Below are 19924 nucleotides of genomic sequence, written 5' to 3' on the forward strand. Positions count from 1 at the left end.
CAGTGACACGACGATTGTCGAAGCTTTTTCTCATCTTATCGGCCTTTACACTTTTAACGGGATGTTGGGATTATAAGGATATTCAGGATATCCATTACGTGACTACTTTAGGAGTGGATTATCTTGATGGCAAGTATGAGGTATATGTACAGTTGGTTGACTTATCTGGTGTAGCCAAGCAAGAAAACAAGAGTACAGAACCGGGAAAGGTGTATGTCGGGAAACATTCAGGGAAATCCATTGCCGAGGCAATAAACCATTTGTATCAGTCGGCACAACAACGATTATACCTTGGTCAAGTTTCGACCTTTGTGTTGACGGATAGGGCGTTAAAGCACAATATAAATGATATAATTGATGCCGCATTCAGATATAATTTGATTCGGTATTCAAGTAATATTTTTGCGACGAACAAGCCATTGAAGGAATTGTTTGCTATTAAAGGTTTTTTCAATTTAACGCCTTTATATTCAGAGCTGCATTTTCCAAAAGCGGTTTATGAAAACATTTCCTATATTAAACCGATTTCATTGAGAACCTTTATTTCCACTTACAGGGACGTTTCGATAACTACGATCCTTCCGACGATTTCTTTTAGTGAAAAGGATTGGACCGAGGACAAGAAAAAGCGCAGGACTTTCATGATTGACGGAGCTTTTGTCCTGTATTATAAAAAATCGTTAAATTGGTATTCCATTGATGATTTAAAAGGATTGCGCTGGGTAACGGAAGATACGAATAGAACACCACTTGAATTTAAAAAAGGTGACGGCACAAATTACATCTCATTATCCCACCCTAAAGTGAAAATCAAACCGTTCATTAAAGATAATGAAGCTAAATACAACCTGGATATACATATTAATGGGAGTATCTTGGAAATGTCAAATGCAGAACCTTTAAAGAACTTTGAAAATGTAGTTCAAGACTATATAAGAAAAGAAATTGAAAAGACATATAAAATAGGCTTAAAACGGAATGGAGATCCACTGGGTCTGGGGAGAACTCTATACCGTAAAGAATTGAAATTTTGGCAAGCTAAAGGCTTTAAGGAACCAAATGATTATTTGAAGGGAAATTCAATTGACCAAATTAACATAACAGTTAACCTGACCAACGCTGGTACACTTGATTACCATCCGTTTAAAAGTTCAAAATTGCCTGGGAATGATGGGAAATAGGCTAGGTCCTCAGTCAGAATCTTTTCATAAAAAATCCACATCGGCAAATGACGATGTGGATTTTTTATCATGCTAGAGAAAATGATTAATTAGTGGAAATAAGCATGAAATGATGATGCCGGAAAGGGCCATTGCCGCACCTGCGACCGCTCCTGTAAATTCACTTTCCTGTGTTGCTTGGGCAGTCCCAAGTCCGTGTGCAATTGTGCCATAAGCAATGCCACGGGCGAAAGGCATCGTGACGTTCAGTTTATCCATCAATTTAGGTGCGATCATCGTGCCTAAAACACCGGTTAAAATGACGAAAGCTGCAGAAATATTAGGGTTTCCGCCATAAATTTTGGTGATTTCCACGGCAATAGGAACTGTAATGGACTTAACCGCCAATCCCTGAAGGATATAAAGCGGAAGTGTTAAGGCTTTGGCGATGGTTAAGGCAAGGGTTAATGTCACGGCAAGACCCAGAACCATGCCGCTGATTGCTGGTATCGCATATTTTGCGATTATGGCTCTATTTTTATAAAGAGGAACGGCCAACGCAACAGTAGCCGGTCCTAAGAAATACGTGATGATGTCTTTGCCTGGGGTATAGTCATTGAAATCCAACCCACTTATTAGCAACGCGAGAATAATAGTGACTGTTCCAAAAAAAACAGGCGTCGTAAAAGGTGAAGGATGTGTACTGTATATTTTCCTACCGATAGCATAGGCTATGATTGTAATCATTATACTATAAAGTGTGATGAATGTTGTCACGCTGTTTAACCTCTTCTCTACGGGAGAACTTTTGGACGACCAGGGATGATACGATGAACCCGATAATCAAACTGATTAGCAGTGTTAGGGCTAAGGGAAGTCCGTATTTTAGAAAGAGCCAACCCATGGTCATTAAGCTTACAGAAATCGGAATGAAGAAAAAGGCCAGATGTTTGACTAAAAAGGTTGATGTAATATCAACCCACTCCACTTTTAAAATTTTAGTTTGTAATAAAATGAATAATATAAGCATGCCAATTACGCTTCCTGGAATGGGCAAACTGAAGAAATTGGATAAATAAATCCCTAGTTCACAAATGATAACCAACAGGAAAAGCTGGATGATAAAAAGAATGATTTTTTTCATAATTAGATCCTTTCCATGACTATTTGAATGTATTTAGTAATTGGTCAATTGTATTTATTATAGAAAAAGATTGAGTAAATTAATAGGGTATATGCTTATTCGGCCCAGAAAAATTGTACTCCATATGGCTAAAAGAGGGGGAAATGTAAATAAACATAAAAAAAGCGTCCCAAATCCGGGACGCTTCCGTTTTCTGTATATAAATGATAGGGTACCTTTTCTTTCGTAAGAAAGAGTTGGCATGCCTTTATTAAGATTAAGCTTCAAGTAATTGCTGGTCTTCATCATTATCCTGTCTAAGGATATGCAAGGTGTATAAATCCTTGGGAATTTCAAATAAATCATAAATGTCTTCCTTTTGATTTATTTGATCATAGAGAGCTTTTCTGGTTTCATTTGCCTTGATCGCATAGGGAAGCTTTTCGGCTGCTTTAATGGAACGGATATTTATTTTGCGAATCCTCATAAAAACCGTTTCCATGCCGAGCTCAAAAAATAATTCCTTGAAGAAGGCGTCTTTGGCAACGGCATTATACCCTTTACCATGAAAAGGTTTTCCAAGCCATGTACCTAGGAACCCAGCTCCGTTTTCAATATCGTATAAAGAAATACAACCAACGGGATTTTCCCATTCATCTAAGATTGTTCGTGAAATGAGCTCACCTTTTTCTTCAGCCTCAATCGTTTGCTTAGTAATGAATACATATTCTTCATATGAATCTACTTTATGGCGCACGAAAGGGAAGACATCTGGATGAGTCATGTGTTCATAAAGAGAAAAACAATCTGCAAAATCTCTCTTTTTTAACATTTCCGTCCCTCCGTTTGAGGGCAGTCCTTATGCGTAGCCGCTGCCCACCCTCGAAATTTTTTAAGTCGTTCATCAAAAAAATTCGGGGTGGGAATCGAACCCACTAGAACCGGAAACCGGTGGCGCACCATTTGCCTTCCCTATTTTTATTTTCAGAAAGTATTTAAATCTAAAGAACCTTACGAAGGTATAATACTAAAAAATAAACGGTTTGGGAATAGGTTTTTTGCCTTTTTTTTCGTCAATTTCTAACTTTTTTTTGAAGGTGGAAATTGGGAAGGTTTTGGTTAGCATTCAACTTGATTTTGAGCCCGATTGTCAGCATTTTACTAAGAAAAGTTGCTATTTTATTTTGTTAAAATCGTCCAGTGAATTGCATGAATAAAATTATCGTACCGAGTGCCCAGACATACATGGAAAATACCTTCAAAGATCGTTTCTTTAAGAAATCAATCATCCAGACTACGGCTATATATCCAAAGATTGCGGCAGCGAGGGTCCCAATCAAAAGAGCCATGAAAGGGATCCTTTCAACCTCTCCCGTGAAAATGGGTTTCATCTGAAAGACGATTCCTCCGGAAATAGCAGGGATGGAAAGTAAAAAAGAAAAATAGGCGGCTGTTGCCCGGTCAAGCCTGCAAAAAAGACCAGCTGCGATGGTCAATCCGGAACGTGATAAGGCAGGCATGATTGCAGCCGCCTGAAAGGTACCGATGATAAAGGAATCTTTTATGGAGATATCATCTAGTTTCTTATTCCCTTTATTGACTCCATCGGCCCACCATAGAATCATTCCGGTTACGAGGAATTCCCAACCAATCGTCAACCCTGTTTTTGAAAGGCTGTCAAACCAATCACTTAAAAGGAGACCGGCAATAACAGCCGGAAGCGTTCCTATTACCAGAAGAAGCGTCAATTTTGAGAATGGATTTTTCAATAAGAATATGATTTCATCTTTGTAAACGACCAATAAAGCAAGTAAAGTTCCAATGTGTAGCATAGTATCTAGAAAGATGCCAGCTTCGTCAAGATGGAAAATGTGCCTCCCCAGATATAAATGGCCTGTACTTGAAATCGGTAAAAACTCAGTTAAGCCCTGGATGATTCCAAGGATGAAGGCCTGGAATTCATTTAGCAAATATATCCCTCCATTCTTACGTGGACAATCCACTATTTAATCTGTATGCGTGGGAAGGGCCAACTTATTCGGTTTTTTATCCGTTAACGTTTTAAGATGGGGGAAAAAAGACTTACTTTTTTTAAAAAAACATGTAAGAAATGAAACTAATTGCTTTTTGAATCGTATTATTTCATATAAGAAAGGAGGAACAGAACACATGCCCACTAAAGATGAAAGAGTGTTTGCTGCCCTAATATATGTAATTAGCTTTTTTACCGCTTTTGTCGGTCCTTTAGTCATATGGTTAGTTAAGAAGGATTCATCCCAATTTGTAGATTATCACGGAAGGGAATATTTGAACTTCTTTATCTCTTATACGGTATATTCCATCGTCGCTGGTCTACTTGTAATCATATTGATTGGTGCAGTACTATTACCGGTCATAGGTATAGCTTTAGTTGTATTTACAATTATAGCTGCAGTCAGAGCTTATGAAGGGGTCGACTATCGCATTCCCTTCATATTTAGGATTTTATAAGTTTTACATCGGGGGATTCTGCTTAGGCGGATCCCTTTTTTTATGATGGAACAAGGGTCATTTACTAGCCGAGTATAATAAAAAGGAGGGGTTATCAATAAAGTATCGGCCATGAACCGAAGAGGCGAACTCATTGGTTATTATGAAGAAAACGGTACAAAGTCCCTCGTGAAGATCAATAGAATGATTTATAATTATGACAAGAATGAATGGATATCCATACAAACTTCAGCAGGGTTCTTATTCTTTTGAAATTATGAGTGGCACCGGAAAGAAGGTGGCTATCAAGTATGGTGCTGTCGAAGGATTGGGAAACGATATTCAAGGCCAATACACCTCTTCTTAGTTTCCCTTTGCGTATGGAGGAGGATTGCAAACTTGCGATCTGGGGTTTGTGTAGCCGTACATCATCATCGTTCCTTTTAGCATCAGGTTAGCATTAGGCAATTTTTTTGGCTAATAGTCTAAAGATTTGATATAATCAAATAGTAATACATAATAGAATACATAGAAAAAGGGTGAAGGTATGAGTTTACTTAATGAAATTCTAGATTATAATGAGCAATTTGTTGAAAAAGAGGAATATGTTAAGTACAAAACAGACAAATTCCCTGAAAAGAAAATGGTTATCGTCAGTTGTATGGACACTCGCCTTGTTGAGCTGTTACCAAAATCAATGAATGTCAAAAATGGTGATGTGAAAATATTGAAAACGGCCGGAGCGATTGTTTCTCATCCGTTTGGTAGCGTCATGCGTAGTATCTTGATTGCTATATATGAATTGAAGGCGGATGAAGTGTTCGTCATCCCTCATCATGATTGCGGCATGGCTTCTGTTAATGCTGATGTTACGGTAGAAAAAATGGTAGAACGTGGCATTCAAAAGGAAACAATCGATACAATCGGAGCTTCAGGCATCGATATCAAGAGTTGGCTTCGTGGATTTGATGATGTTTATGAAAGTTTAAAAAATAGTGTAGAGGTTATTAAAAGCCATCCTCTGATTCCAAAGAATGTTCCTGTCCATGGACTTATCATTTCTCCGGATAAAGGCAAATTGGAACTGGTCGTTAACGGTTATGACCACATAGAAAAATAATAAAAACAATGTACCAAAAGCTGATGGAATTATCCCATCAGCTTTTTCATTTTTAAGAGTTTCTATTTATTTTTAAATGAATATTTGTTAAAATCACGAAGTGCAGTTTGTCACTTATACAAGCGGGTGGGCGAGGGACAACATAGTAAGGATACTACATGAAGAACACAAATTTAGAAACGTTTTTTCATTTTTCCCAATATGGAACAAATGGAAAACGTGAAATTCTTGCCGGTGTGGTTAGTTATTTCACAATCGTATATATTCTCGTCGTGAATTCCCTGATTTTATCTGAAGCAGGTATACCTATTAATGGAGCTGTGATTGCAACCATTATCCTTTCCGCAGTGAGTTGTATCTTGATTGGGTTGTGGGCTAATGTACCAATAATCATCGTCCCCGGTATGGGCGTCAATGCCCTGTTCGCGTACACAATGGTTCAAGGAATGGGCTTATCCTTCCAATCGGCTCTTGGAGCTGTTTTTGTTTCGGGCCTCATTTTTGTAATCGTGGCTTTTACAAAGTTCTCGAAATTGATTAATGATTCCATTCCAGGTTCAATAAAAGACGCCATTTCTGTTGGTCTTGGTTTATTTTTGCTGTTAATCGGTTTGGAAAAGGGTGGGATTATTACAAGGGGTTCTTCATCGCTTCTTGGACTTGGTCATTTGAGTGACCCATCTGTTCTAGCAACGATTTTGACATTTTTACTTGCCATTGCTTTATTTATTAAAAATGTCCCAGGAAACTTTATGATCACGATCATCATAGGTAGCTGTATAGCTTACTTTTTTGGCACGATTGAAATCTCGAATATCCACTTTTCCGGTTTGGATACAGCCTCTTATAGTGAACTCTTTTTTTCACTGACATTTATCGAGGTGGGGCGAATTGAATTTTGGATAAGTGTTTTTGCGATGACCATGGTACTAATCTTTGAAAACATTGGTCTTGTACACGGACATGTGAACAGCATCGAACGTCCGGAGGCTTATAAGAAGTCTCTACAGGCAACGAGTGTCTCCGTTCTTCTTTCTGGCCCTATCGGTTCCAGTCCGACGGTAGCCACTGTTGAGACCGCTGCAGGCATCGCCTCAGGGGGCAGGACCGGTTTAACATCAGTCATCACGGGGTTCTTGTTTCTTCTGTCACTTTTATTTATTCCGGTAATTAAGGTGATTCCGGATAGTGCCATTGCGCCAATTTTAATCATTATCGGCATGCTCATGCTTGAAAATCTTAAGAAAATGGACTTTAGCGATTATACAGAAAGCATCCCCGCACTTTTTATCATTACCTTCATTCCATTTACCTACAGTATTGCAGATGGAATGGCTTTCGGGTTTATTCTATACCCATTCCTGAAAGTGGTCACAGGTAAGGCGAAAGAAGTTTCAGGTCCAATGTATGTTAGCGCTATACTGTTTATTATCTATTTCATAATAGGTTAATATGAATTGAAGAGTCTGTGGAGTGGGTAGCATTGCCTCCACAGGCTTTTTATTGTATGGCAACTCGGCTTTCTTGATGGAATATTCGCTTAATTGGAATTTTCCCGATGACATGTTCGAACTTATAATGCTATGATAAAGAATATTTAAAATAAAAGAACAGCATTGAGGATGTGACAGGATGTTAATTGAAGGTTTTAAAATTCATGGATCGGGCAATGATTTTTTAATTATTGATGAATTAACAACAACTCTGACCTTTACAGAGGAAGAACGCGAAAAATTAGCGAAGGTCCTTTGCAATAGAGAAAAGCTTGGAGCGGATGGCATTCTATTTGTCATGAAAAGTGAGCATGCAGATGCCAGAATGCGGGTATTTAATGCAGATGGATCAGAAGCATCCATGTGTGGTAATGGACTTCGGTGTGTGGCCAGGTATACGAATGACGTTTTAGGGCTTGATAAAATGACTGTTGAGACGATGAAAGTGAATTTACTCGTCGAAAAAACGGATGATATTTATGCGGGAATTCCAACATTCAAAGTGGAAATTTCTCCGGTCAGCTTTAAGGTCAAGGATCTTCCGCTTGCAATAGAAAAGGATCAGTTGTTAAATGAATTGCTCCCTGAGTTGCATGATTCCCTCCTATTTTCGGCATTGGCTGTCCCAAATCCACACTTGATCACCTTAGTGGATAGCGATGTATTGCAAAGTAATTTACAGGAAGAGCTTGCCACGAAAGTGAACCAACCGAATGACCTGTTTCCGGATGGGGTCAATGTCAGTTTTGTAAAAGAACTGACACCTGGGAGCATTTATGTTCGTACCTTCGAAAGAGGTGTAGGCTTCACGAATGCTTGTGGAACTGCGATGTCGGCTTCAAGTCTGGTTACTTGCTCGATTGGACTTAATTCGCTTGAACAGGAAATTTCCGTTTATAACAACGGTGGAAAAGTGAAATGTATCGTTCACCATGATGAAGAGAGTAATGCGTATTCCATTGACCTGATTGGAAATGCAACCTATGAGTTCAAAGCGTTGCTTGAAATAGACATCGATCAGCCAGAGGTTTTCACAGTGCTTGAAAAACATGAATATGAAGAGGAAACAAAATTATATGCAAAGATGCAGGATGAAGTACAAAGCTTTTTGAAAACGAAATGGTAAGGGACAAAAGGCTGTCAAATCAGTAAATTATTATAAAAAAAGAAAAACAGGTGAAGAAAAACGATTCGTTTTTCTTCACCTGTTTTATTTTTTGGACTTATAAGGCCCCTTTTGTTGTTTAAGGAAGGATAAAACCTCTAGAAATGCTGGGCCGTTATCAATCTGCCTGTAATTCTTGAAGGGGCAGCCCAACCTTTTGATCCTGTTAGGTACAGTTTCCACTGTATAATCTTCCAGTCTAAGGTTTTCATTCACTTCTTCCCATGATAAGGGAGTGGCTACCCCGGCGAAATGATTTCCACGAGGGGAATAAGGGACGATAATGGTTTTCCCTTCACTATGTTGGACAAAATCGAGATAAAGTCGATTTTGTCGATTTTTCTTCATTCTCTCTAAGGTAAAGTCATTTGGAAAGGAGCTTATTAAGTATTGACCAAGAAAATCAGTGAAAATATGTGTCTCTTTATAAGTAAAAGTATCTTCCGGTAGTGGAATATGAATCTGTAATCCCTTATTTCCTGAAGTTTTTACGAATGCTTCTATATGTAATGGAAGCAAGACTTTCTTTATTTCAAGAGCGGCATGAATCGCCAAGTTAAAATACTCAATCGAGGGAGGGTCAAGATCCAATACAATTTCATCTGGTTTAGTAGAGCCAGCTTTCTGAAATGGTGCATGGAACTCCAAGGCAAGTTGGTTGCCAAACCAAAGCAATGTTTCCAGTTCATTACATAGCATATACTCGATGTCTTCATTCAGGAACGTTTGAATCGATGCGGGCGCATACTCTGGCTTATTTTTTTGAAAAAAACGTTCAGGGTTCATTGCGCCATGAGGGTAACGAATTGTTGTCAGAAGTTTGTCGGCTAGAAAAGGCAAGAAATGAGATGACACCTCCCGTAAATATTGGAGGTATTCAACTTTTATCACCTTTCTATCCTTAAATGCCCAAATCGGTTTATCTGGTGATGTTATATGGACCGACTCCGGAAAAGTAAATTGACTGATAAGGAACCTCTCCCAAGTACATTCACTTGGTATCGTTTGCAACAGCCACTGGGAAAACTGAGGCTCCCGTAATTCATTTTCTTCATGAACATGCAGAAATTGCACTTCGATACAAATGGAAGGATGGAGGTAAAAGAACTTCGCATTCTCTTCGACGGCATTTTTTTTAATCAATTCGTGTAAAATGGTTTTATCCTGGGCACTCATGCCATTTTTGACGCTCCCAATCGGGGTAATTACACCGTCTTTATAAACGGAAATTGAAATATATCCGTTTTCTTTATGAAGAGCGGTGATAAAGCAGGGGAATACCCTCCAATTTTTCACCTTGATCCAGGAGGTTGACCGTTTTTCGTGCCATATGCTGTTGATGTTCTTGGCTACAATCCCTTCCCCATCCATGAGAATGACCTTGTTCATCGATTCATTTGCAGTATCATAGTTTCCAATCAGTTGGATTGGGCTTTCTTCATGGGGGCTAGGATTTTCTGGGAAATGAAGTTTCTTTCCTAAGCACTTCAACAAAGCTTTCCGTTCCGACAAGTTTTGTTTGGTAATGTCTTTTCCATTTAAGGTTAGTAAGTCAAACACTATGAATCGGCATGGGGAGAGGGTGGAAGCCTCGGATATCAATGTTTGGTTTCTCAAACGTCCACGCCACTGTATCTCGGAAAAGTCTGCCTTGGCTTCATTGGTTAGCCAAACTAGTTCTCCATCTAGTTGAAGGGGAAGTATACCTTCGAGGTTCAAGGTTTCTAGGAATTCACCGATTTCCGGAAAAAGAGGCAGCAACTCTTTTCCGTTCCGGCTCGTCAGCTTTGCCACTTTACTTTCTTCAATCGTTAAAATGGCCCGAAAGCCATCATATTTGACTTCATATATCCATTCCTTAGAACAAGGAGCTTCTGGATGATAGGTGGGCAACATTGGTTTTATCACATTTTTCCCTCCGTTCATTGCGTTTATTAGTATTTTCCCCATAAAATCTTAATTTTAAGAGTTGAGATATAATTTTTTTGAAAGAAATGGGAATGATAATAACAGTGAATCAATTAATCAACGATGAGGTGAGGAATTTGCATACAATATGGAAAGGCAGCATTTCTTTTGGTTTGGTGAATATCCCGATAAAGCTTCATGCGGCAACGGAAGATAAGGATATATCCTTACGAACTTTGCATAAGGAATGCCATTCACCGATAAAATACGAAAAGGTTTGTCCAGTTTGCCAGAAAGAAGTAGGCAAGGATGATATTGTTCGTGCGTTTGAGTATACAAAAGGAAAGTTTGTTGTCCTAGAAGACAATGAACTTGAGCAATTAAAAAAACAAAATGAAGATAAGGCAGTGGAAATCATTGATTTTGTTAAAATAGAGGAAATTGATCCAATCTATTTCAACCGAAGCTATTATATGTCTCCAAACGATGGCGGTACAAAAGCCTATTCTCTTTTGAGGGAAGCACTCTTGGAGTCAGGCAAGGTTGGTCTCGCTAAAATCATCATTCGTTCCAAAGAACAAATGGCTATCCTTCGGGTCGTGGATAACACATTGTTGATGGAAACCATTCATTACCCTGATGAGGTTCGTTCTGCAACCGACGTTCCTAATATTCCTGCTAATGATGCCATTGCAAAAAAAGAAATCGATACGGCCATATTATTAATTGATCAGTTGACATCGACGTTTGATCCGACTAAATACAAAGATGATTATAGAACAGCTTTGCTTGAATTGATTGAATCAAAGAAAACTGGCGAGAAAACCATTACAGCAAAATCTAAAGAACCCGTGGCCAATAATGTGACGGATTTAATGGCAGCTTTACAAGCGTCCATTGACAGGACGAAGCCGGAGAAAATGGTTGTAAAGAAAAAGACGACACGCAAAAGAGCGGAGCCTAAAAAGAAACAAGCGTAAAAAAAGCCTGAGCGAAATCTATCGCTTAGGCTTTTTTTGTTTTATCCTAGAGGTAGCGTGATAAATGAGGGAAAAGGTGGTGTCCGAGAATGCATAACTTTTTTAGCATACATATTTCAAAAAAACTTCTTTATATTGCCATGATGGCTGGTTTAATCCTAGTTTATTTTTTCATTTTTATTGAAATTGTGGAAGAACTGAAGGAAGGGGAGTTAATCGAATTTGATAAAGTCCTTATCAATTTCATCCAAGTGCCCTTTAGTGAACAATTTATCAGCTTTGTGACTACGCTCACATTTTTTGGGTCGGTGACATGGATAGTCGTACTAATTGGTATATTTGCCTTGATTTTGGCCTTATACAGAAGAAAACAGCTTGCTTTATACTTAATAATCACTTCAGCAATGGGTGGGGTATTTAATTGGGGGCTAAAATATCTTTTTCAAAGGGAAAGACCCGATATCGCTCCATTATTATCCGTTTCCGGATATAGTTTTCCTAGTGGTCACTCTATGGCTTCGGTTATCGTTTACGGAAGCATTGCAGTTGTATGTTTACGAATCGTCAAAAGTAAATATATGAACGGCATTATATGGTTTTTGGCTTTTTTGGCTTCATTGGTCATTGGATGGAGCCGCATTTATCTAGGGGTGCATTACCCGAGCGATGTTGTGGCAGGTTTTGTTGCCGGAGCTGCTTGGCTAACGATATCGGCATGGCTGTTACGATACCTGGAATATAAGGGGCGAAAAAATAGAAGCTAAGGGGAAAATGAAGGCATAAGAAAATCACCAAAATTATCAAAAAAGTGGTGTACTGTGAGGAAAGTAATGATCGCACCTATAAATTTTCATTAAAAGAAGGTCGCCTGTTCAATTTGGTAGTTACTTGTTAGGTATAAATAATTAGTAAGGATCTACAGTTTTCCACCCTTTTTAAAAGGAGACAAAAAAATTCGCCCCCTAAAGAGCGACAATGAGGAAATTAATCGTGAATCAACATATAGGCGACGGATTGTCTTTTTCGACTATATATTGTGTTCATATTCTATCATAATTAATTTGGAAATAGCAACTAAATTACTAAAACAAAGGGATTATTTTTATATCATTCTCTTTTCACATCATATTTTATACCTAGTAAAGAGGTTATTGCTTTTTTTTGGTATAATCAAATAATTGAATAGATTGAATATAAAGAATGTTTCTTTATTGCAATCTGGAAATTTAAAAGAAATGGAAGATGTCCAATGGAAAATCGTAAAATCATGTCTCTTCAAATTGGGATGCCAAAAGAGGAGGAGCTTTCGGGGGTAAAGATCAAAACGGCAATGGATAAGAAGGCCATCGACTATATCACCGTAACAAAATCAGGGATTGATAGGGATGGAGTGGGTAACAGAAAGTTCCATGGAGGGCCTGACCGTGCTCTATGTTTTTATCCCTTTGAGCATTATGATTTATGGAATCGAACATTCAATAAGCAGCTTTCCATCCCTGCATTTGGGGAGAATTTGACGATTGCTGGAATGACTGAACGTCAAACGTTTATAGGCGATATCTATCGCATTGGCGGGACCGTTATTCAGATTACACAGGGGCGTATTCCTTGCTCGACCATCTCCCACTTTAACAAAGAGCCAGAGTTTTTGAAATTGGTGATGGACACTAATCTAACTGGCTATTTTGCTAGGGTTATACAAGAAGGGGTAATTGGCCAACAAGATGATATCGTGTTATTGGATCGGCTTCAAGATAAGGTTACGGTACTTTATGCAACGGATGTCATCCTTCATAAGCGTGATGGGGAGGAGGGGGCAATGTCCTTGCTTTCCATTGAATCCTTGTCGGAAGAATGGGGAGCCTTGCTTTCTAAAAGGATGTATCGTTAAAAAGTCTGAAGAAAATGAAAAAATGATAAATATACTCTTGAAATTATCAGATGATTCATGTAAATTAAATATAAATAAATTTTGAAATGTTTAGAAAATTAAACTTAATAAATCTTATCGAGAGAGGTGAAGGGACTGGCCCGATGAAACCTCAGCAACCAGCCTAGGCAAAGGTGCTAAATCCAGCAAGCAGAGCTTGATAGATGAGGAGAATGTTTCGAAAAAAGCCTTCTTCTTTGAGAAGGTTTTTTTTCTTTACTCTCACACTCATAGAAACCGACAAAAACCATAGTGTTTTTAAGAGAGGGTGTACTAATTGGATTTTCGTAGTGAATTGAAGGAAAGAATGCTAGTTGGAGACGGCGCGATGGGTACGTTGTTGTACTCCTATGGAATCGATCAATGTTATGAGGAAATAAATTGCACCAATCCTGATAAAATTGAGTCTATACATAGGGCCTATTTAGAAGCGGGTGCAGATATTCTGCAAACCAATACATATGGTGCCAATTTCAATAAATTGAAACGGTATGGGCTGGAGGAAGAAGTCAGTCGGATCAATCGCCAAGGAGTCAGCCTTGCTAAACAAGTAGCGAAAGGGAAGGCTTATGTTTTTGGTACAATTGGGGCCCAGCGTAGTATACGTAAATCGGATTTAAGTATAGAAGAAATAAAACGGGGTTTTCGAGAACAATTATACAGTTTGCTCCTGGAAGATCCCGATGGAATTCTTCTTGAAACATTCTATGATTTTGAAGAGCTTGAAACGGTGCTTCAAATTGCTAAAAAGGAAACGGACCTGCCGATTATTGCAAATGTATCGATGCATGAACTTGGAAATCTTCAAAATGGATTTCATTTGAATGAAGCTTTTCAAAAGCTAGAGTACCTAGGTGCAGATGTCGTTGGGGTGAATTGCCGTCTGGGCCCCCATCATATGATAAGGGCACTGGAAGAAGTGAAATTGCCTATGCAGGCGTCGATTGCCATCTATCCTAATGCAAGTCTTCCAGATTATGTGGATGGGAGACTGGTCTATAAAGCGGAACCAGAATATTTCGGTTCAAGTGCACTCGAATTACGAAAACAAGGAGCAACCATTATAGGGGGTTGCTGTGGTACGACACCACTACATATACAAGCTGTGAACGAAATGATTGGCACTTTAGCGCCAGTCAAGGAAAAAATTACGAAAGCTCGACATATAGAAATTATTGAAGTGAATAACCAAAAACAAGAATTAGCTCTTCATGAAAAGGCAAAAACGGATAGAACGATCCTAGTTGAGCTTGATCCACCGAAAAAGTTAGGAATCGAAACGTTTATGGCAGGAGCTGAAGCCTTGAAAAAAGCTGGGGTGGATTCCATTACTTTAGCTGATAATTCACTTGCTTCACCAAGGATATCGAATTCGACCTTAGCCAATTTATTAAAGGCTGAATTAGGGGTGAATCCGATGGTCCATATTACGTGCAGGGACCGAAATCTTATTGGGTTACAATCCCATTTAATGGGATTGCATACGGTCGGGCTGGATGAAGTTTTAGTTATCACTGGGGATCCTTCTAAGATTGGTGATTTCCCGGGGGCAACGTCTGTCTATGATTTATCTTCATTCGATTTGATAAGTCTGGTTAAGCAATTCAATGAGGGCTACTCCTATTCCGGACAAAGTCTAGGGAAACGGGCTAATTTCAAGATTTCCGCAGCTTTTAATCCAAATGTGAAATATCTCGATAAGGCTGTTCAGAGAATGGAAAAGAAAATCGCTTGCGGTGCTCATTCGTTTTTGACACAGCCAGTTTATTCAGTAGAACAAATAGAAGAAGTCTATCAGGCGACAAAACATTTGGAAACACCGATTTTCATGGGGATAATGCCCCTTACCAGTACGAGGAATGCCGAATTCATCCATAATGAAATACCGGGGATTAAATTACCTGACAGTGTACGGAAAGCAATGGCCTCAGCGGGAGCTGATCCAGTAAAATCAAGGATTGAAGCTATAAATATAGCAAGGGAATTGGTAGACGCAGCCCAAGAGAGGTTCAAGGGAATTTACTTAATAACGCCTTTCTTACGCTATGAAATGACAGCGGAACTTACTACATATATTAAGGATCATGATCGTAAACAAACATCTGAGGTGGCAGGACATGAGTAAAAGAGAAATTAACGTGCAATTACAATCAAAGATTCTTCTTCTTGATGGAGCAATGGGCACCATGATTCAAGCTGAAGATTTAACGGCCGAGGATTTCGGTGGAGAACAATACGAAGGGTGTAATGAGTATTTATCGTTAACCCGTCCTGAAATCATTCAAACTATCCATGAAAAATATTTAGCGGCAGGTGCCGATATTATAGAGACTAATACCTTTGGTGCCACAAGCTTAGTGCTGGAAGAATATCAATTAAGCACGCTTGCATATGAACTTAATAAAGTATCGGCAGAGCTTGCCGTAAAAGCATGTGAAAAATATTCAAGTGATAATTGGCCCAGGTATGTAGCGGGTTCCATGGGACCAACGACAAAAACTTTATCTGTTACAGGTGGAACGACTTTCGATATATTGACCGATTCATATGAGGAACAGGCACTTGGCCTTATAGACGGTGGGGTAGACTTATTACTCGTGGAAACCTGTCAAGATATGCTCAATGTAAAGGCGGCCTTTTCTGGAATTAGATCGGCCATCGCTAAAACTGGCAAGGAAGTACCGATAATGATTTCAGGAACAATCGAGCCGATGGGAACGACGTTAGCCGGTCAGTCCATAGAGGCATTTTATTTATCGGTAGAGCATATGAACCCTCTGGCTGTCGGTTTGAACTGTGCGACAGGCCCAGAGTTTATGATTGACCATATCCGTACTCTAGCAGATCTATCCGACAATGCGATTAGCTGTTATCCAAATGCAGGATTGCCTGATGAAGAGGGGCATTACCATGAATCTCCCACTTCCCTAGCCGAGAAAATGAAACAATTTGCAGAAAAAGGCTGGGTCAATATCATTGGTGGCTGTTGTGGTACTACTCCTGAACACATTAAAGAGCTCTCAAGAGTTCTTAAAGATATTCAACCACGGAAATTACCTGAGGTTGCACATGGTCATGCCGTATCTGGCATCGAGCCGCTTATTTATGACGACTCAATGCGACCCCTGTTTGTCGGAGAGCGAACGAATGTCATTGGATCTCGTAAATTCAAGGAATTGATTCGTGCTAAGAAATACGAACCAGCAGCGGAGATTGCCCGGGCACAAGTTAAGAAAGGTGCGCATGTCATTGATATCTGTCTGGCAGACCCTGATGGAGATGAGTTCGGTGACATGAAAGAATTCATTGAAGAGGTCGTCAAAAAGGTAAAGGTCCCTTTAGTCATCGATACAACTGATGAAGCCGTTCTTGAACAAGCCTTGAAACATTCCCAAGGGAAATCCATCATAAACTCAATCAATCTCGAAGATGGTGAAGAGAGGTTTGAAAAAATCGTTCCACTTATTCATCAATACGGTGCGGCTGTCGTAGTAGGAACGATTGATGAAATTGGTATGGCGGTAGACGCCGAACGAAAAATAGAAGTAGCTACTCGCTCAGTGGATTTACTTGTAAACAAATACGGCCTAAAGAAAAGTGACTTGATTTTTGATCCCCTTGTATTTCCAGTCGGTACAGGAGATGAACAATATATTGGCTCCGCATTGGAAACAGTAAAAGGAATTAAAGCAATCAAGGAAAAATTCCCTGAATGTTTGACGATTCTTGGGATTTCAAATGTTTCGTTTGGCTTGCCTTCACGTGGAAGGGAAATATTGAATGCTGTTTTTCTTTATCATTGTACGAAAGCTGGACTAGATTACGCGATTGTGAATACGGAAAAACTCGAACGGTTTGCTTTAATACCAGAAGTGGAAGTGAAGCTTGCTGAAGCACTTTTATTTGATACCTCAACAGAAACACTGGCAACCTTCACTGAATTTTATCGTGGTAAAAAAGCTGAAAAGAAAGATGATGGAATTATTCTTCCATTAGATGAAAGGTTAGGTAACTACATAATCGAGGGTACAAAAGAAGGATTGATCGAGGACTTGAATGAAGCCATAGAGCGTGGTGATGCTCCACTGGAAATCATTAATGGACCATTGATGGATGGAATGAGCGAAGTGGGGCGGTTATTCAATGATAACCAACTTATTGTGGCAGAAGTGCTTCAAAGTGCCGAGGCAATGAAAGCCGCTGTTTCACATCTTGAACCGCTTATGGAAAATTCAGAGGATCATGCTAAAAAAGGGAAAATCCTTTTGGCCACTGTCAAAGGGGATGTCCATGATATCGGTAAAAACCTTGTCGATATCATTCTTTCCAATAATGGCTATGAAGTCGTGGACCTTGGAATTAAGGTTGCACCACAGCAAATCATTGAGGAAGTACGAAAGCATGAACCTACCATTATCGGTTTATCGGGACTGCTTGTAAAGTCAGCACAGCAAATGATCTTAACAGCACAGGATTTGAAACAGGCTGGGATTGACACCCCAATTTTGGTGGGTGGTGCCGCATTATCCCGTAAGTTCACCGATTTTAAAATCTCACCCGAATACGATGGGCCTGTTCTATATTCTAAGGATGCGATGGATGGTTTGGCCGTTACGAATATCCTACATGATACGAACAGAAAAATGGTATACCTAGAGGAACTGAAAAATAAACGTGAAAAGGCAAAAGCCAATGCTGCCATCGCCGCATTAATTGAAAAACCGGAACGTAAGCCAGTAAGTGCGGTTCCACTAAGGAATGTACCGGTCCAAAAACCTCATGATGTCAAAAGGCATATACTAAAAAAATATCCACTCGAAGTCATTCAGCCCTATATCAATAGACAGATGTTGATTGGACATCATCTGGGTCTAAAAGGGAAGGTGGCCGAATTACTGAAGGAGGGTAACGATAAAGCTATACAATTGAATGATTTGGTTGACGAGCTGATTGAATTCCTGAAATCCGAACCTGAATATGGATTAAATGCAGTATATCAATTTTTCCCCGCCCAAAGTGATGGTGACAAATTAGTGGTATACAATCCCGAGGATCATCAGGAAGTATTGGAAACTTTTGATTTTCCAAGGCAAGATACAAGTCCAAACCTTTGTCTGGCTGATTTTGCGAAGCCTATTTCTTCTGGCGAAATGGACTATGTTGGTTTCTTCCTGGTTACAGCAGGAAGAGGCATTAGAAAGTGGGCTGAAAAGTTCAAGAAAGAGGGAGATTTCTTAAAAAATCATGCCCTACAATCCCTTGCTCTCGAAACGGCTGAAGGATTTGCTGAAAGAATCCATCAAATGATGCGTGACGATTTGGGAATTAGCGATTCTATCGAAATGACCATGAAAGAGAGATTTGCTGCCAAGTATATTGGTCAAAGATTTTCTTTCGGGTATCCAGCCTGCCCGAATCTGGAAGACCAGGAAAAACTCTTCCGCTTATTACAGCCTCAGGATATTGGGGTAGAATTGACTGAAGGTTTCATGATGGAACCGGAGGCATCTGTTTCCGCCATAGTGTTTGCACACCCTGAAGCTAGATATTTTAATGTCGATAGATAAGTAAGGCAGCGGTTAAATCCGCTGTCTTATTGATTATGGCGAGTTAATTTCGAGAGCACATTAAGAATAGTATGGTGATAAATTCCTGATACAGAAAGTGAAGTTGTTAAAGACCATAATTCCATGCCTATATTCTAAAAAAATTTGATGCATGAAACCCCTGGAATAGTACACCTTAATGGTAAAAAGCAAGGGGGAGAATTATGAAGAAATTATTGCACTTATATACGATAGTATTCTGTTTTTCAATGATCCTAAGTGAAACACTTGCCGGACCCGTACATGCAATAATTCCGGAAGAAATAACTCCACTCGTCAAAAGTAAAGAAAACCAAAAGACAGTTTATTTAACTTTTGACGACGGGCCTTCTACGAATACAATGGATATCCTGGACATCTTAGACCGGTATCAAGTAAAGGCAACATTTTTTGTTAAAGGTAATGAAGAGCCATATGCAAAAAAATGCTATGAAGAAATGATAGGAAGAGGCCACAAAATTGCCTTACATTCCTATACACATGACTATTCAATCGTGTATCGTTCCACGAATAGTTTTTTTGAGGATTTAAATCGTCTTGAAACGATGTTAGAAAAAGATTATGGAATAAAAAGCCGAATCGTTCGTCTTCCCGGTGGATCACGAAATCGTCTGAGACAACAAGCAAGCACAAAACCAATCATTAATGGAATACTTCAGCAGCTAACGGATAAAGGGTATATATATACAGATTGGAATATAGATTCAACGGATGGAATCAGTCCTACTATAAGCGAACATCAAATCATCACATCCGTGCAAAGAGGCTTGAAAAATCAAAAACAGGCTAATATCCTGCTGCATGATATCAACAGTATGAAAAATACCGTTAAAGCGCTGCCGAAGATAATAGAAATCCTAAAAAAAGAAGGCTATATCTTTGATACGATAGATGAGACAACCCCAAAGGTTCAATTTAATTAGTGAAAGCCAAGCTCAACTATAGTAAATTAAAGGTAATTGGATTTTAA

16 protein-coding genes and 1 riboswitch are annotated in these 19924 nt (G+C 39.2%); of the genes, 11 read left to right on the top strand and 5 right to left on the bottom strand.

The genetic code is table 11. The features are described 5' to 3' along the window. Positions 1–2 precede the first annotated feature (2 nt). Positions 3–1181, top strand: a complete 1179-nt coding sequence (locus ACIQXU_RS08670; RefSeq protein ID WP_402988262.1) for a Ger(x)C family spore germination protein — start codon at positions 3–5, stop codon at positions 1179–1181. 72 nt (positions 1182–1253) lie between these two features. On the opposite strand, the gene ACIQXU_RS08675 is transcribed toward ACIQXU_RS08670, so the two are convergent. The 4 genes from ACIQXU_RS08675 to ACIQXU_RS08690 form a co-directional block, all read right to left on the bottom strand. Beyond that, the gene (locus tag ACIQXU_RS08675) at positions 1254–1937 is read right to left on the bottom strand and encodes an LrgB family protein (RefSeq protein ID WP_402868905.1); all 684 of its coding nucleotides are present in this window, start codon (positions 1935–1937) and stop codon (positions 1254–1256) included. After that, positions 1912–2304 (bottom strand): CidA/LrgA family protein, encoded by a 393-nt coding sequence (locus tag ACIQXU_RS08680; RefSeq protein WP_402868903.1) that lies wholly within the window; start codon positions 2302–2304, stop codon positions 1912–1914. The genes ACIQXU_RS08675 and ACIQXU_RS08680 overlap by 26 nt, the downstream gene beginning before the upstream one ends. A gap of 256 nt (positions 2305–2560) precedes the next feature. Next, positions 2561–3115 (bottom strand): GNAT family N-acetyltransferase, encoded by a 555-nt coding sequence (locus ACIQXU_RS08685; RefSeq protein ID WP_402956901.1) that lies wholly within the window; start codon positions 3113–3115, stop codon positions 2561–2563. Positions 3116–3470: 355 nt separating this feature from the next. Further along, a complete protein-coding gene (locus ACIQXU_RS08690) occupies positions 3471–4253 on the bottom strand; it encodes an undecaprenyl-diphosphate phosphatase (RefSeq protein WP_402956903.1) in 783 nt (260 codons plus the stop codon). Between the two features lie 199 nt (positions 4254–4452). On the opposite strand from ACIQXU_RS08690, the gene ACIQXU_RS08695 reads away from it, so the two are divergent. From ACIQXU_RS08695 to dapF, 4 genes are all read left to right on the top strand, one after another. Next, a complete protein-coding gene (locus ACIQXU_RS08695) occupies positions 4453–4773 on the top strand; it encodes a DUF4870 domain-containing protein (RefSeq protein ID WP_402868896.1) in 321 nt (106 codons plus the stop codon). A 526-nt stretch (positions 4774–5299) separates the two neighbouring features. Further along, positions 5300–5872, top strand: a complete 573-nt coding sequence (locus ACIQXU_RS08700; protein ID WP_402868892.1) for a beta-class carbonic anhydrase — start codon at positions 5300–5302, stop codon at positions 5870–5872. A 158-nt stretch (positions 5873–6030) separates the two neighbouring features. After that, on the top strand, positions 6031–7323 hold the full coding sequence (locus tag ACIQXU_RS08705) for an NCS2 family permease (protein ID WP_402988265.1): 1293 nt from the start codon (positions 6031–6033) through the stop codon (positions 7321–7323). A 181-nt stretch (positions 7324–7504) separates the two neighbouring features. Then, positions 7505–8491: a diaminopimelate epimerase gene (gene dapF / locus ACIQXU_RS08710; protein ID WP_402988268.1), complete on the top strand. Its 987-nt coding sequence runs from the start codon at positions 7505–7507 to the stop codon at positions 8489–8491. An 84-nt stretch (positions 8492–8575) separates the two neighbouring features. Here the strand turns inward: dapF and ligD are convergent, their stop codons facing one another. After that, the gene (ligD, locus tag ACIQXU_RS08715) at positions 8576–10438 is read right to left on the bottom strand and encodes a DNA ligase D (protein ID WP_402988271.1); all 1863 of its coding nucleotides are present in this window, start codon (positions 10436–10438) and stop codon (positions 8576–8578) included. 137 nt (positions 10439–10575) lie between these two features. Between ligD and ku the strand changes: the two genes are divergently transcribed. From ku to ACIQXU_RS08745, 6 genes are all read left to right on the top strand, one after another. Continuing rightward, positions 10576–11418 (top strand): non-homologous end joining protein Ku, encoded by an 843-nt coding sequence (ku, locus tag ACIQXU_RS08720; protein ID WP_402868883.1) that lies wholly within the window; start codon positions 10576–10578, stop codon positions 11416–11418. Positions 11419–11507: 89 nt separating this feature from the next. Continuing rightward, positions 11508–12182: a phosphatase PAP2 family protein gene (locus ACIQXU_RS08725; RefSeq protein WP_402868881.1), complete on the top strand. Its 675-nt coding sequence runs from the start codon at positions 11508–11510 to the stop codon at positions 12180–12182. 485 nt (positions 12183–12667) lie between these two features. Next, positions 12668–13309, top strand: a complete 642-nt coding sequence (locus tag ACIQXU_RS08730) for an MOSC domain-containing protein (protein ID WP_402988274.1) — start codon at positions 12668–12670, stop codon at positions 13307–13309. Between the two features lie 111 nt (positions 13310–13420). Then, a riboswitch (SAM riboswitch) is annotated at positions 13421–13519 on the top strand. Between the two features lie 106 nt (positions 13520–13625). Further along, positions 13626–15473 carry a bifunctional homocysteine S-methyltransferase/methylenetetrahydrofolate reductase gene (locus ACIQXU_RS08735; protein ID WP_402956911.1) on the top strand — a complete coding sequence of 616 codons (1848 nt, stop codon included), beginning with the start codon at positions 13626–13628 and terminating at the stop codon, positions 15471–15473. Further along, positions 15466–18915, top strand: a complete 3450-nt coding sequence (gene metH, locus ACIQXU_RS08740) for a methionine synthase (protein ID WP_402988277.1) — start codon at positions 15466–15468, stop codon at positions 18913–18915. The genes ACIQXU_RS08735 and metH overlap by 8 nt, the downstream gene beginning before the upstream one ends. Positions 18916–19118: 203 nt before the next feature. Continuing rightward, a complete protein-coding gene (locus ACIQXU_RS08745; RefSeq protein WP_402868874.1) occupies positions 19119–19877 on the top strand; it encodes a polysaccharide deacetylase family protein in 759 nt (252 codons plus the stop codon). Positions 19878–19924: the final 47 nt, after the last annotated feature.

It is taken from the genome of Peribacillus sp. NPDC097284, assembly GCF_044761765.1.
Classification (GTDB): Bacteria; Bacillota; Bacilli; order Bacillales; family DSM-1321; genus Peribacillus.

Coding starts and splice junctions, on each gene's coding strand:
- ACIQXU_RS08725 (WP_402868881.1), top strand. CDS start 11,508: ATGCATAACTTTTTTAGCATACATATTTCAAAAAAACTTCTTTATATT.
- ACIQXU_RS08695 (WP_402868896.1), top strand. CDS start 4,453: ATGCCCACTAAAGATGAAAGAGTGTTTGCTGCCCTAATATATGTAATT.
- ACIQXU_RS08700 (WP_402868892.1), top strand. CDS start 5,300: ATGAGTTTACTTAATGAAATTCTAGATTATAATGAGCAATTTGTTGAA.
- dapF (WP_402988268.1), top strand. CDS start 7,505: ATGTTAATTGAAGGTTTTAAAATTCATGGATCGGGCAATGATTTTTTA.
- metH (WP_402988277.1), top strand. CDS start 15,466: ATGAGTAAAAGAGAAATTAACGTGCAATTACAATCAAAGATTCTTCTT.
- ACIQXU_RS08705 (WP_402988265.1), top strand. CDS start 6,031: ATGAAGAACACAAATTTAGAAACGTTTTTTCATTTTTCCCAATATGGA.
- ACIQXU_RS08685 (WP_402956901.1), bottom strand. CDS start 3,115: ATGTTAAAAAAGAGAGATTTTGCAGATTGTTTTTCTCTTTATGAACAC.
- ACIQXU_RS08680 (WP_402868903.1), bottom strand. CDS start 2,304: ATGAAAAAAATCATTCTTTTTATCATCCAGCTTTTCCTGTTGGTTATC.
- ACIQXU_RS08730 (WP_402988274.1), top strand. CDS start 12,668: ATGGAAAATCGTAAAATCATGTCTCTTCAAATTGGGATGCCAAAAGAG.
- ACIQXU_RS08745 (WP_402868874.1), top strand. CDS start 19,119: ATGAAGAAATTATTGCACTTATATACGATAGTATTCTGTTTTTCAATG.